The 12533-nt window shown below is 60.5% G+C and carries 12 protein-coding genes and 1 pseudogene; 6 read left to right on the top strand and 7 right to left on the bottom strand.

Annotation, left to right across the window (positions count from 1 at the left end; translation table 11 throughout):
- Nucleotides 1-22: 22 nt before the first annotated feature.
- Both EYD00_RS02550 and EYD00_RS02545 read right to left on the bottom strand, forming a co-directional pair.
- On the bottom strand, nt 23-511 hold the full coding sequence (locus EYD00_RS02550; protein WP_004440527.1) for a DUF1579 domain-containing protein: 489 nt from the start codon (nt 509-511) through the stop codon (nt 23-25).
- 29 nt (nt 512-540) lie between these two features.
- On the bottom strand, nt 541-1269 hold the full coding sequence (locus EYD00_RS02545; protein WP_004440526.1) for a DUF899 domain-containing protein: 729 nt from the start codon (nt 1267-1269) through the stop codon (nt 541-543).
- A gap of 149 nt (nt 1270-1418) precedes the next feature.
- Between EYD00_RS02545 and EYD00_RS02540 the strand changes: the two genes are divergently transcribed.
- The 3 genes from EYD00_RS02540 to EYD00_RS02525 all read left to right on the top strand — a co-directional run bounded on the left by EYD00_RS02540 (nt 1419) and on the right by EYD00_RS02525 (nt 4295).
- A complete protein-coding gene (locus EYD00_RS02540) occupies nt 1419-1865 on the top strand; it encodes a MarR family winged helix-turn-helix transcriptional regulator (RefSeq protein ID WP_004440524.1) in 447 nt (148 codons plus the stop codon).
- Between the two features lie 87 nt (nt 1866-1952).
- Nucleotides 1953-2375 carry a YciI family protein gene (locus EYD00_RS02535; RefSeq protein ID WP_004440523.1) on the top strand — a complete coding sequence of 141 codons (423 nt, stop codon included), beginning with the start codon at nt 1953-1955 and terminating at the stop codon, nt 2373-2375.
- Nucleotides 2376-2780: 405 nt separating this feature from the next.
- Nucleotides 2781-4295 carry an ABC-F family ATP-binding cassette domain-containing protein gene (locus tag EYD00_RS02525; protein WP_004440520.1) on the top strand — a complete coding sequence of 505 codons (1515 nt, stop codon included), beginning with the start codon at nt 2781-2783 and terminating at the stop codon, nt 4293-4295.
- 40 nt (nt 4296-4335) lie between these two features.
- Here EYD00_RS02525 and EYD00_RS02520 read toward each other — a convergent pair whose 3' ends face one another.
- From EYD00_RS02520 to EYD00_RS02510, 3 genes are all read right to left on the bottom strand, one after another.
- Nucleotides 4336-5097 carry an RES family NAD+ phosphorylase gene (locus EYD00_RS02520; protein ID WP_004440518.1) on the bottom strand — a complete coding sequence of 254 codons (762 nt, stop codon included), beginning with the start codon at nt 5095-5097 and terminating at the stop codon, nt 4336-4338.
- Entirely contained in the window at nt 5057-5440 is a 384-nt protein-coding gene (locus EYD00_RS02515) for an MbcA/ParS/Xre antitoxin family protein (protein ID WP_004440515.1), read from the bottom strand. Before EYD00_RS02515 ends, EYD00_RS02520 begins: the two co-directional genes overlap by 41 nt.
- 299 nt (nt 5441-5739) lie before the next feature.
- Nucleotides 5740-6162 carry an organic hydroperoxide resistance protein gene (locus EYD00_RS02510; RefSeq protein WP_003509379.1) on the bottom strand — a complete coding sequence of 141 codons (423 nt, stop codon included), beginning with the start codon at nt 6160-6162 and terminating at the stop codon, nt 5740-5742.
- Between the two features lie 192 nt (nt 6163-6354).
- Between EYD00_RS02510 and EYD00_RS02505 the strand changes: the two genes are divergently transcribed.
- On the top strand, nt 6355-6813 hold the full coding sequence (locus EYD00_RS02505; RefSeq protein WP_034495907.1) for a MarR family winged helix-turn-helix transcriptional regulator: 459 nt from the start codon (nt 6355-6357) through the stop codon (nt 6811-6813).
- A 54-nt stretch (nt 6814-6867) separates the two neighbouring features.
- Here the strand turns inward: EYD00_RS02505 and EYD00_RS02500 are convergent, their stop codons facing one another.
- Together EYD00_RS02500 and EYD00_RS02495 are read right to left on the bottom strand one after the other, a co-directional pair.
- Nucleotides 6868-7593 carry a L,D-transpeptidase gene (locus EYD00_RS02500; RefSeq protein WP_004440507.1) on the bottom strand — a complete coding sequence of 242 codons (726 nt, stop codon included), beginning with the start codon at nt 7591-7593 and terminating at the stop codon, nt 6868-6870.
- Nucleotides 7594-7748: 155 nt separating this feature from the next.
- On the bottom strand, nt 7749-8663 hold the full coding sequence (locus tag EYD00_RS02495) for a L,D-transpeptidase (protein ID WP_004440506.1): 915 nt from the start codon (nt 8661-8663) through the stop codon (nt 7749-7751).
- Between the two features lie 166 nt (nt 8664-8829).
- Here EYD00_RS02495 and EYD00_RS02490 point away from each other — a divergent pair, with 166 nt between their 5' ends.
- Nucleotides 8830-11580, top strand: a complete 2751-nt coding sequence (locus tag EYD00_RS02490) for a heavy metal translocating P-type ATPase (RefSeq protein WP_004440503.1) — start codon at nt 8830-8832, stop codon at nt 11578-11580.
- Between the two features lie 153 nt (nt 11581-11733).
- Nucleotides 11734-12518: pseudogene (locus EYD00_RS26335) on the top strand (glycosyltransferase family 32 protein).
- Nucleotides 12519-12533: the final 15 nt, after the last annotated feature.

Below are 12533 nucleotides of genomic sequence, written 5' to 3'. Positions count from 1 at the left end.
TCAGATCAAGTCCCGGCGAGCTTTACGACTTGCGCCGGAACTCCGATGTCATGAAGGTCTTGAATGTGCCGTCCGGCTGCCTGACGCTGCCGGAGAAACTGCGGTGATTGTCATCATGCAGCACCAGCACGTCGTGATAGGTCGCGGTGCCACCGGAACCGTCGAAAGCGGGGCCTTCCGCTTCCAGCGTCAGGGTCTTGCCGTCCTCTTCCAGCCAGCCCTTGTAGACCCAGAGATGCGTCATCATCGACCCTACCCAGGTGCCGACAAAATTGCCCTTGGCCGGATCGAAGCCGACCGTTATGACGGCCGTCATCCGGTCGCCGTCAGGCATCCTGCCGGTGCCTTCGCCGATGACCCACAACCCGCCGATGGAGCGGACGGTCTCCGTAAAACGCTGGTCCGGATCATCAGGATCGTATCCTTCATGGCCGGCAACCATTACCCAGTCGCCGACGAGCCTAGACAGGAATTCGTGTTCCTTCTGCGGCTTGACGCTTTCCATTTCCATTGTCGTCTCCTCCTCTCGTCTTGCCGTTTTCAGTGGCAGCAGGATGCGGCTTTCGGCGCGTCCTCATATTGGTCGTGGCGGCGCACCCAATCCATTACACCCTCTTCATTACGGCCTTTTGGCACCAGATCGAGCAGCATCAATGTGCCGAGCGTCTGCTCCGCGCCGCGGGCATAAGTGGAATAGGTGTGATAGATCTTGCCGTCCTCGCCCCTGGCGAAAACGCTGATGCCGTGCAGGTCCTTCAGGTCGCCATAGGGCGCCATGTCACGGTAATTGTAGGTGATTTCGCCGCTTGCCATATCCTCGTCGCGAAACGAGGCCTGATAATCGTAATTGAAATCCGTGCCTGCGGCTGAAACCCAGGGGAATTTCCATCCCATGCGGTTTTTGTAGCTTTCGATCTTTTCAAGCGGTGCCCGCGACACCGCGACGAAGCCAGCATCGCCATGCTTGAGATGGATCAGCGCGCCATCGACGTGATCGGCGAAGAAGGAGCAGCCAACGCAGCCCTCCTCCCAGTCCGGCGCCAGCATGAAGTGGTAGACGATCAGCTGACTGCAATCACCGAACAGCTCCTGCAGCGATTTGGGGCCGGAAGGCGCGTCGAAGATATAATCCTTCGTCACCTCCTCCCACGGCAATGCGCGACGGGCTTCGTTCAGCCTGTCACGGGCACGGGTCAATTCCTTTTCCTTCACCAGCAGATCGCGGCGGGCCGCAAGCCACTCCTCTTTTGAAACGACGGGATGAGACATGATCTTTCCTCCTTGGATCCGTCCTTCACCTCGGCGCCGCTCCGTCCCAACGGCCGGCACCGCCTATTTCTGTGCTGAAAGGCAACAAACAGTCTGCAGAGCACCAAGTTCCGCTTGACTAATTAGGTTGATATCAACATATTTGGCGCATGTCAAACGTCAGCGTGATTCCTTTTGCGACAACCATTCTCGTGCGTGATTCCTGCCTGTGCCTGCATGCACAGCGTGCGGCACGTGCGCTGGCACGGCTGTTCGACAATGCGTTGAAGCCGGTGGGCATCAACAATGGTCAATTTTCGCTGCTGATGTCGCTGAACCGCCCGGAGCCGCCGCCGATGGGGCCGGTCGCCAATCTTCTGGCGATGGACCGCACGACGTTGACGGCGGCGCTGAAGCCGCTGGAGCGGCGCGGGCTGGTCAGCATCGAACAGGACCCGAAGGACAAGCGCGGCAAACGGCTGCGGCTGACGGCTGACGGGATGGCCGTACTCGCCGCCGCGTTCCCGATATGGGAGCAGACCCATGCGGAAATCGAAGCAAAGATTGGAAGCGGTGACCCTGAAAGACTGCGCCGCGACCTCATCGATCTTGGCTGACAGGGACGGAGCGCCCCGGCAAGACTGTCATCCGGTTGTCGCGCCGGAGAGCGAAACTGAACGAAACGCAATCCAGGAGGAATGATCATGCGTGCAATCGTTTTTGTAAAAGCCACAAAAAGCAGCGAAGACGGCGTGATGCCGACGACGGAACTGATGGAGGCAATGGGGAAATTCAACGAAGAACTGGTCAATGCCGGCATCATGCAGTCCGGCGACGGCCTGCACCCCTCCTCCAAGGGTAAGCGCGTGATCTTCGACGGCGACAGCCGCACCGTGATCGACGGTCCCTTCCCGCACACCAACGAGCTGGTCGCCGGTTTCTGGATCTGGAACGTGAAGGATATGGACGAGGCGGTGGAATGGGTGAAACGCTGCCCGAACCCGATGTTGGAGCGCAGCGAAATCGAAATCCGCCCCATGTTTGAAATGGAAGACTTCGGCGACGCGGTGACACCTGAAATCGCCGCTCATGTCGAAGAACTGCGGGCGCGTGTCGGCAACCAATGACGCCAGCGGGCCGAACGAGCCCGGCTGAAAGGATCAGGTGCGGCATCGACTACATCTCGCACCGGGTAGGCCTTGCCGCATCGGCCCTACCCACCCCTTCTCAAAGTGGGTTGCAACGGATCGCCGCCGCTGTTAATGGTCGGGCGGTTCAACCCGTTTCAAGAAAGGAGGCTTCGCATGGATATTTCCTGCTTCTGGCGCAATCGTCAGCTCTGCCACCTTTTTGCCCTGCGGACACGTTTGCAGGGCTGACCGGAACACCACCCCTCTGGTTTGCCTAAAAGGCCGCGCAGGACGCAGTTCGTCTGCCATTGCGCATAGTTTCACGACGGATCAACGATAACCGAAACCCCGTCCTGCACGCGCAGGCAACGGTGCGGGTCCGTCTTCGCCAGAGACGACATCATGACCATCATTACGCTGCGCAACCTCGGTATCATCCTTGGCAAACCGCTTTTTTCCAATCTCAGCCTCACCGTGAATGCGGGCGACCGCATCGGCATCGTCGCCGCCAATGGTTGCGGCAAGTCCACCCTGCTCAATTGCCTGGTGGGCGACATGGAGCCCAGTAGCGGCGACATCAGCCGGCTGCGCGGGCTAACCCAGTCCATCGTGCACCAAAATCCACCTGCCGCCCTGATGGAGCTGACCATGCGGGATGCCGTGCTCTCCGCCCTGCCGGCGGATACGATCGATAGCGAAAGCTGGCGCGCAGACATCATCTTCGATGACATGCTGGTGCCGGAGCCGTTCCGCGAGCGTCGCCTGAAAGAACTGAGCGGCGGCTGGCAGAGGCTTGCCATGCTGGCCAAGGCCTGGATCACAGAGCCTGACGTGCTGCTGCTCGACGAGCCGACCAACCATCTCGACCTTGAAAAGATCAACGTGCTGGAAAGCTGGCTGGGCGCCCTGCCGCGCGACACGGCCGTCATCATCGTCAGCCACGACCGCGCCTTTCTCGACAATGTCACGCGGACGACGCTTTTCCTGCGGCCTGAGAACTCGGCGCTGTTTCGCCTGCCCTATGGCCGTGCGCGCGCGGCGCTGGAGGAGGAGGACGCCGCCGATGAGCGGCGTTTCCAGCGCGACATGAAAACCGCACAGCAGTTGCGCCGGCAGGCGGCCAAGCTCAACAATATCGGCATCAATTCCGGCAGCGATCTCCTGACCGTTAAAACCAAGCAATTGCGCGAGCGTGCGGAAAGGATCGAGGAGAAAGCGCGCCCTGCCCATATCGAACGATCCGCCGGCAAAATCCAGCTCGCCAATCGCGGCACCCATGCCAAGGTACTGGTAACGCTGGAGGATGTGGCCGTCTCCACGCCGGACGGAACGGTGCTGTTCCGCACCGGCCGGCAATTCATCCGCCAGGGCGACCGCATCGTCATTCTCGGTCGCAACGGTGTCGGCAAGACGCGGCTGATGTCACTGCTGCAGGCGGCGGTGACGGGTGATGGCCATATTCAGGAGGGCATCAAGGCCACGCCCTCGCTAGTAGCCGGATATGTCGACCAGTCGCTTGCCGACATCGATGACGACAGCACGCCGGCGACGCTTCTCTCGCATCGCTTCGACATCGGCGACCAGCGCATCCACGGCCTGCTCGCCGGCGCCGGCATCGACATGGAAATGCAGAAACGCCGGATCGCCACGCTCTCAGGTGGGCAGAAGGCGCGACTTGCCATGCTGGCGCTCAGGCTGGCGGAGCCGAATTTCTACCTGCTGGACGAGCCGACGAACCATCTGGATATCGAGGGACAGGAAGCGCTGGAGGCGGAAATCATCAGCCGTGAAGCCAGCTGCGTCTTCGTTTCGCATGACAGGAGTTTTGTGCGGACGGTAGGTAACCGCTTCTGGCTGATCGACAAGCGCAGGCTGGTGGAAGGTGACGACCCGGAAGCGTTTTTCGCTTCCGCCTGACATCATCGGCCCACCAAGAGGATGAAACAGAGAACGCCCGTCAGCCCAGCAGGCTGGCGAGGCGTGGATCACCGGCAAAATCCGCGGCCGAAAAACCGGTTCGCCGCATCGGGAATTCGCACAGCGCCTGCACCCCGGTTTTCGAAAGATGGATGCGCCAGCTCATCCGCTCCACCGGCGATTTTTCGGCGAAGGCCTTCGGCGACAGGATGGCAATGTTGAGGCCGCCTGCCGGATCGCGCACCGAGCGGTAGAGTATGGCCTCGATCCGGGCGAGACGCGCCTGATCCGCTAGTGTCTGGCAAGCTTCGTAATTCGTGGGATCAGTCCACAGGGCCTCGTCACGGTTGAGTGCCGGTTCGGTCAGATCCAGCGCGGCATCGGTGGCGACGCGGGCGGCAAAGGCGGAATAGTCGGCTGGATTGGCAGGCAGCGGCGTGCCAGGCGATTCGGCGTAAAACAGCAGCCGGTAAAAGGCCATTTCAGCAAGCGCCGTTTCCACCTTCGCGGCGGCGTAATAGACGCCTTCGGTATAGCCCGCGCGGCGGAACCGCGAGCCATGGGGATAGGCTGCGCCATAACGGAAGGGCGTCGCGAGAAGATAATCAAAACCGGCGCATTCGGGTGGAAACGGCCGCTTGCTCGCCTCCAGAATATCTTCCAGCAGCGATTGCTCCTCCACCGTATCCACCAGCTTCATGGTGGAAACCTGGTGCTGCGCCTCCACCAACCGCCAGTATTTTCCCGCCGCAGCGCGTTTTTCAGACAGGAGCGCGTCGGGCGTCCAGATAGGAGAGGACATCGATCAATCCGGTAATGGTGGTCAGCTTGTCGGCAGGTACGGCGCCGAGCGCCGTGTTATGATTGCGCAGCCAGCTTTTCGCCACGGCCTCGTCGCCGCCGGCAATCGCATCCAGCGAACGGAAAACCCGGATCAGCAACACAGCCAGTTCAAAAGATTTGGCACCCGGCTCCAGCAGGAAATCAAGCCGCTTCATACGCGACACCGTGGGCGCGGAAACGCCAAGAATATCCGCCGTGCGGGCGGCATTCAGGCCGAGCCGCTCCGCGGCGGCGATGACAGCCTTGGTGACGACCCTGCCTTGCGATGCGGGGTCCGCGGTGGCCTTGGTGTGAATATTCATGGGTATATCCTTTCCTTGGAAAGAATATAGCACATTTCTTTCCGCAAACAAGAAGGGCGGAATGAACGCAGGAATGACGATCCACTGCCCAAGCCTGATATTTATCGTGTGCAGGGCGCCCCGCCCCGTCACCCCGGACTAGATCCGGGGTCCAGCGCGATCAAGTCCTTGATCGCGATAGACTCCTTTCAAGGCGCAGACGCGCCGGGGCTGGATGCCGGATAGTCCGGCATGCGGAGGAGACGTCGCGGTCCACTTCAGGCCGGGATGAACCCGCCACACATTTCAGACCTGAAAAATCAGGCTACCGAGACCGGCACTTCCGTGGAGGTGCGCATGGCGTGGCTGTAGGGGCAGACGATGTGCGCAGCAGCAACCAGTTTTTCAGCAACTTCGCGCTCGACACCAGGAATATTGGCCTTCAGCGAGACTTCGATGCCGAAGCCGCCGCCATCCTCACGCGGGCCGATACCGACGGTTGCCGTCACAGTGGTGTCTTCAGGAATCTTTACCTTTTCCTTGCCTGCGACGAATTTCAGGGCGCCGAGGAAGCAGGCGGAATAACCGGCTGCAAAAAGCTGTTCCGGATTGGTGCCGCGGGCGCCATCACCGCCCAGTTCCTTGGGAACGGTGAGTGTGACGTCGAGAACGCCGTCTTCCGACTTGGCGTTACCGGCGCGGCCACCGGTGGCAGATGCTTTGGTCGTGTAGAGAATTGGCATGACATTTACTCCTTCGGGTTGGCGTTGAGGCTCTTATAGCGAACAATTGAATTGTGCGCAATATAATTTTGCACATTGAATGCGAATTCGTTTTTTGCGATAATTTTCACGAAATTTCGCCGCGCATCCATGCGGCAGGAACCGAAAGCGGGGGCCGATTGTTCCCTCCCCGGTTGATTTTGGAGCAGGAAAATGGGTGCAGAGGGCGACGACAAGAAGATGGAAAGCCTGCTGAGGCTGGACCAGCAGATATGTTTTGCGCTTTACGGCGCGGCGCATGCCTTCACAAGGGCCTACAAACCGCTGCTCGACCCAATCGGGCTGACTTATCCGCAATATCTGGTCATGATGGCGCTATGGGAGAAAGAGACCTCCACCGTCAAGGCGCTCGGCGAAATGCTGGGGCTCGATTCCGGCACCCTTTCCCCGCTGCTGAAAAGGCTGGAGCATGCGGGGTTGATCACCCGCAAGCGCGGGACGGTGGACGAACGACAGGTGCTGGTGGCCCTGACGCCAAAGGGCGCGAACCTTAAAAAAGAGGGCGTGAAGATCATGGCGGCGATCGGCAATGCCACTGGTTGCGGTCTGGAAGAGTTGGTGCAGATCCGCGACCGGGTGAATGCGCTGAAGGAGAGCCTCACCCGACCCTGACGTAACAAAAAAGGCGGCACGGAGCCGCCTTTTTTCATATGAAGAAGTCTCGGCTCACTGCCAGACCACGACACGCGCCTTCTGCGGCACGCGGTCGTAGAGATCGATGACGTCCTGGTTCATCAGGCGCACGCAGCCGGAGGAGACCGCCTTGCCAATGGAGTTCCACTCCGGCGAACCGTGCAGGCGGTAAAGTGTGTCCTTGCCATTCTGGAAGATATAGAGCGCGCGGGCGCCGAGCGGGTTCTTCAGGCCCGGCGGCATGCCGCCGTTCTTGGAGGAATATTTGGTGAGTTCCGGCTGGCGGGCGACCATTTCGTCCGGCGGTGTCCACTTCGGCCATTTCTGACGCCACTGGATGACGCCCTCGCCCGACCAGGCGAAACCTTCGCGGCCAATGCCGACGCCATAACGCATGGCGCTGCCGCCCGGCTCCACCACGTAAAGGAAGCGCGAACGCGTATCGACGACCACGGTGCCTGGACGTTCGCCCGTCGGATCAACGACCCGCTGGCGGTAATAACGCCGGTCGATTTTCTGATACGGCACGGCAGGAATGACGTAACCGCCATCCTCGACCGAGCCGTACATGACGGCCAGTTCCGCGTCGCTGACGCCGGACGAGAACATCTGGCGGAAATCGCTGCCAATGGCACTTGCCTGCTGGCGGATGGCGTCTCCCGTGCCCGATGAGGCGCAGCCTGCGAGAAGCGAAGCGGAAGAAAGGCCAAGAAGGGAAAGAAAGGTGCGTCTGGAAAGATCTGTGTCGGTGCTTGTCATAAGGCCGGTTTGTCCCACATTTCGAACGGCTAGATCGCCGTTGTACGTCATTTGTTCCGTATCATGCGTATTGCGAAAATAGTTAACCGACCGCTAAAAGCCAGTCACAAGCTGCTGGCGGAATGGGTCCCCTATCTCTTTCTTTTAGAACGTGTTCAGATAACCACAATCTGCGCACCCTGCGGCACGCGCTCATAGAGATCGATCACATCCTGATTGAGCATGCGCACGCAGCCGGAGGACGTCGCTTTACCGACAGACTGCCAGTCCGGCGTGCCGTGCACACGGTACAGCGTGTCCTTGCCATCCTTGAAGATATAAAGCGCACGTGCGCCAAGCGGGTTGTTCAGACCCGGCGTCATGCCGCCATTGGCGGCGGAGATGGAGGCGAGTTCCGGCTGGCGCTTGACCATTTCATCGGGCGGCGTCCAGCGCGGCCACTTGGCCTTCCACTGGATCTTGCCACGGCCCGACCAGGCGTAACCGTCACGTCCCAGCCCGACGCCATAGCGGATGGCCTTGCCGCCGGATTGAACGAGATAAAGGTAATGCTGCTTCGTATCGACCACGATGGTGCCAGGCGCTTCCGCCGTCTGGTAGCTGACTTCCTGCCGGAGATAACGCGGATCGATGCGGCCATAGGGAATGGCCGGCAAGGAGCGATCCTCATCGCGGATCGGGCCATACATGACACGGTGCAGCGGATTGGAGACCGGCAGACCATAGGCCACCGCCTGGCCTTGGCTCTGACCCTGGGGCACATTATAGCCCTGCACCTGCGGGGCCTGCAGCCCCTGGCCGCGCACCGGCGGGCCATATTCCTGATGGAAGCGGGTTCGGAACAGATCCGGCGGGCGCGTCGAAAGCTGGCCCGGCTGCGGCGGCAGTTCCGGCTGGCGATTGGAGCTGACGGAATTGAAATTGAACACTGGCGCCGTTTCCCTGACGAAGACGTCCGGATCCATCCGGGTCGTATCCGTCACGAAAAGGCAGCCGCTCATCAGGGGCAGCAGGGCAAGCCCGACCAGAGAGGCCGCCCGGCGACCGTTTTTCAAAAGGAGTGCTATCATCTGAACCGCTTCATGGAATCCAATCTGAGGCCATGATGGACCGCGCGGCTGGCGCGAAGCTGGCGTCGGTTTTTCAAAAAAAATCGAAGAACTGCATTTTTTCTCTTGAAGCTCTAGTTGCTAGAGGTGCCAGATTGGCTGTCGAGTGGAATTCAGGAGCGAAACCATGAATATTTCGACACGCGGCAGTTTGAACGGGGAACCGGAGGCCCTGACCTTTTCGGTCGGTGGCATGGATTGCGGCAGCTGCGCGGCCAAGATCGAAACCGCGCTGTCGCGCCTGCCGGGCGTTGCCGACGTCAAGGTGTCAGTGGCCCGCGAGCGGCTGAACCTTTCGCTTGCCGAAAACAAAACCCCGGTGGAAAAAATCGAGGATACGTTGCGCAAGCTCGGCTTCAAGCCCGCTCTGCTGCCGCGCGAAAAAGCGCCCGCAGCAAAGGTGGAGGCCGATCATCACGACCATTCCTCCTGCGGCGGTCACCATAATGACACGCCCCAAACGGCTATTGAAAACAACAATGCGCTGACCTTTTCGGTCGGCGGCATGGATTGCGGCAGCTGCGCGGCCAAGATCGAAACCGCACTGTCCCGCCTGCCCGGCGTTGCTGACGTCAAGGTGTCGGTGGCCCGCGAGCGGCTGAACCTTTCGCTTGCCGAAAACAAAACCCCGGTGGAAAAGATCGAGGATACGTTGCGCAAGCTCGGCTTCAAGCCGGCCCTGCTGCCGCAGGAGAAGGCCGCGCGCGAAAAAACGCCGGATCAAAAGCACGAACACGATCATGATCACGCGACATGCGGTGGCCATCACGATCATGATCATTCCGGTCATGATCACTCCGGGCATGATCATTCCGGCCACGACCACGCGGCGCATGACCATTCGGGAGACGAGCAGCATTCCTGCAACGGGCATGACCACGATCACTCCGGCCATGATCATTCAGGTCACGATCACGGACACGACCATGCGGGCCATTCCCACGCTGCCGCACCTGCCGCCGCAAACCAGAGCGCCGAGATAGGGCACGCCCATGGCGCGGACGAAAAAGGTGCATGGTGGCGCACCGCCAAGGCGCGCAACACCTTCACCGGCACCATTCTGGTCGCGATTGCCTATGCGGCGGAACTGACCTTCCCGGCCTGGGGTAGTTACGCCTTCATCGTCGCCACGCTGGTCACGCTCTTCCCGATCGCACGCAATGCCTTTAATGCTGCCCGTTTCGGCGCTGTCTTCACCATCGAGATGCTGATGACCATTGCCGCCATCGGCGCGATCATCATCGGCGAGGCGGAAGAGGCGGCTATCGTCGTGCTGCTGTTCTCCGTCGGCGAATTGCTGGAAGGCTTTGCCGCCGCCCGCGCCCGCTCCGGCATCAAGGCGCTCGGTTCACTGCTGCCGAAAACGGCGATGGTGGAGGAAAACGGCGCGCTTCGGCAGGTCTCCGCCGATCAGGTTCGCATCGGCCAGGTGGTCGTGGCGCGCCCCGGCGACCGTATCGCCGCCGATGGTGTTGTCATCGACGGCCAGTCCAGCGTCGACGAATCGCCGATGACCGGGGAAAGCATTCCCGTCGCCAAGGACAAGGGCGACCGCGTCTTTGCCGGCTCGATCAACCATGACGGTTCGCTGCGCATCCGCGTCGACCGTGCGCCGGAAGACAACACCATCGCCCGCATCATTACGCTGGTCGAAGAAGCACAGGATGCCCGCGCGCCGACCGAGCGCTTCATCCAGAGCTTCTCGCGTTATTACATGCCGCTGATCGTCGCGATCTCGGTGCTGACCATCATCGTGCCGCCGCTCGCCGGTCTCGGCGACTGGGATACCTGGATTTACCGTGGTCTCGCGCTGCTCCTGATCGGTTGCCCCTGCGCGCTGGTCATCTCGGTTCCCGCCGCCATCGCCTCCAGCCTTTCGGCTGCGGCACGCCACGGTATGCTGGTGAAGGGCGGCGCGGTCATCGAAATGCTGGCGCGCACCGAAACCGTCGCCTTCGACAAGACCGGCACGCTGACGCTTGGTGAGCCTGTCGTGACGGATGTGATCACTGTTGATGGCAACGAGGCCGAGCTGATTGCGCAGGCCGCGACCATCGAGAACGAGTCGAGCCATCCGCTCGCCCGCGCGATCGTCAATCATGCCGAAAAGGCCGGCGTCAAGCCGCTGCCCGGTTCCAACATCAAGGCGATTTCCGGTCGCGGCATGCAGGGCAATGTCGGCGGCAAGGACCTGTTTATAGGCGCACCGCGCTTTGCGACTGAGGTCGGTACGCTTTCAAAGGACCTCTCCGATCGCATCTCTGCGCTGGAAAGCGAAGGCAAGACGGTGGCTGTCGTCATGGCCGGCGGTGCGGCAAGCGGCCTCTTCGCCATGCGCGACGAGCCGCGCAAGGATGCCGCCGAAGGCGTCAAGGCGCTGAAGGAAATGGGCATTTCCTCGCTGATGCTGTCGGGTGACAATGCCCGCACGGCGCGTGCCATCGGCAACAAGCTGGGCCTAGAAGCGCGCGGTGAACTCCTGCCGCAGAACAAGGTCGAGGAAATCCGCAAGCTTGCCGAAAAGAAGACCGTGGTCATGGTGGGTGACGGCATCAACGATGCGCCGGCCCTTGCGGCGGCCAGCGTCGGTGTTGCCATCGGCTCGGGCACGGACGTGGCGATGGAAGCGGCGGATGCGGCGCTGATGCGCAACAATGTCGGCGACGCCGCCCGCCTCATCGGCCTTTCGCGCGCCACCATGAACAATATCCGACAGAACGTGACGATTGCGCTCGGCCTGAAGGCGGTGTTCCTGGTCACAACAGTTACCGGCCTTTCCGGCCTGTGGCTTGCCGTCTTCGCCGATACGGGCGCCACGGTTCTGGTGACCGCCAATGCAATGCGGCTGCTTGGATATTTCAACCGCAACAGGGGCTGACATTCCATTTGCGTGCAAGACGGCCGGGTCTCGTCCATCGAGGCCCGACCGTCTCATTTACGGCATATTGACAAACTAATTGCGTCCAATAAATACCGCGTACCGCCGTTTCCACGTGCGTGACAATCGATTCCACGCGCAGGAGCGCTGAACTTGGCAAAGCATGGCTATAACCGCATCGCGTACCGCGCGATCAAGATCGGTGGAAACATCGCCAAGGTCATTTTTTCCATCGATTTGTTCATCCGGCCCGGCAGGAGAAAAAAACGCTCCCGCAGCATCAGCCTGCCAGACGCAGCCCAAAAACGGAAAAAGCCATCCCTCGCATTATCTGGCAGACGAATTACTCCAATCGGGTCACGACGCCGATCTATGCGAATTTCCTGTTCAACCGCTGGCTGACGCCGGAATTCGAATATCGTTACCATGATGACGAGGCGTGTCAGGCCTATATCGACCGCCATTTTCCCGGACGTTATGCGGACGCCTTCCGTCGACTGCAGGTGGGCGCCGCCAAAGCGGATTTCTGGCGCATTCTCGTTCTTCTGCAGGAAGGCGGCATCTATCTGGATATTGATTCCAATTTTGCGGCCCGGCCCGAAGATGTGATCGATACGGATGAAGAAGCCGTTTTCATTGCCATGAAGAACGGCGAAATCACCAACTATTTCATGGCGTCGAAACCCGGCCACCCGGCGCTCAGGCTGATAGCCGATCGTATTGCCCGTAATATCGAAGAAGGGACGCTCGTCAGCGTCTATGACATGACGGGCCCAACCGTGGTGCATGCCGTCGTCAAGGAACTGGGGCTGCCGGTCCGCAACTACCGGGAAATTTGCACCCAGGGCCAATTCACCAACAAGCGCGCCCAATATGCCGACAAAAAAGACGGCGCATGGTGGGCAGAGCAGGCCAAGACGTCCATCGTCAAGACGTAGGACACCACACGCCTA

The sequence above is a fragment of the Agrobacterium sp. 33MFTa1.1 genome, assembly GCF_004328495.1.
GTDB classification, from domain to species: domain Bacteria; phylum Pseudomonadota; class Alphaproteobacteria; order Rhizobiales; family Rhizobiaceae; genus Agrobacterium; species Agrobacterium pusense.
The sequence above is the reverse complement of the archived record's forward strand: the minus strand, read 5'-3'. Positions and strand labels throughout refer to the sequence as shown.

Bases quoted from the DNA above. Each gene is read 5' to 3' on its own strand.
- EYD00_RS02545 (WP_004440526.1), bottom strand. From the start codon at position 1,269: ATGTCTCATCCCGTCGTTTCAAAAGAGGAGTGGCTTGCGGCCCGCCGC.
- EYD00_RS02515 (WP_004440515.1), bottom strand. From the start codon at position 5,440: ATGAATATTCACACCAAGGCCACCGCGGACCCCGCATCGCAAGGCAGG.
- EYD00_RS02525 (WP_004440520.1), top strand. From the start codon at position 2,781: ATGACCATCATTACGCTGCGCAACCTCGGTATCATCCTTGGCAAACCG.
- EYD00_RS02490 (WP_004440503.1), top strand. From the start codon at position 8,830: ATGAATATTTCGACACGCGGCAGTTTGAACGGGGAACCGGAGGCCCTG.
- EYD00_RS02520 (WP_004440518.1), bottom strand. From the start codon at position 5,097: ATGTCCTCTCCTATCTGGACGCCCGACGCGCTCCTGTCTGAAAAACGC.
- EYD00_RS02540 (WP_004440524.1), top strand. From the start codon at position 1,419: ATGTCAAACGTCAGCGTGATTCCTTTTGCGACAACCATTCTCGTGCGT.
- EYD00_RS02550 (WP_004440527.1), bottom strand. From the start codon at position 511: ATGGAAATGGAAAGCGTCAAGCCGCAGAAGGAACACGAATTCCTGTCT.
- EYD00_RS02505 (WP_034495907.1), top strand. From the start codon at position 6,355: ATGGGTGCAGAGGGCGACGACAAGAAGATGGAAAGCCTGCTGAGGCTG.
- EYD00_RS02510 (WP_003509379.1), bottom strand. From the start codon at position 6,162: ATGCCAATTCTCTACACGACCAAAGCATCTGCCACCGGTGGCCGCGCC.
- EYD00_RS02495 (WP_004440506.1), bottom strand. From the start codon at position 8,663: ATGATAGCACTCCTTTTGAAAAACGGTCGCCGGGCGGCCTCTCTGGTC.
- EYD00_RS02535 (WP_004440523.1), top strand. From the start codon at position 1,953: ATGCGTGCAATCGTTTTTGTAAAAGCCACAAAAAGCAGCGAAGACGGC.
- EYD00_RS02500 (WP_004440507.1), bottom strand. From the start codon at position 7,593: ATGACAAGCACCGACACAGATCTTTCCAGACGCACCTTTCTTTCCCTT.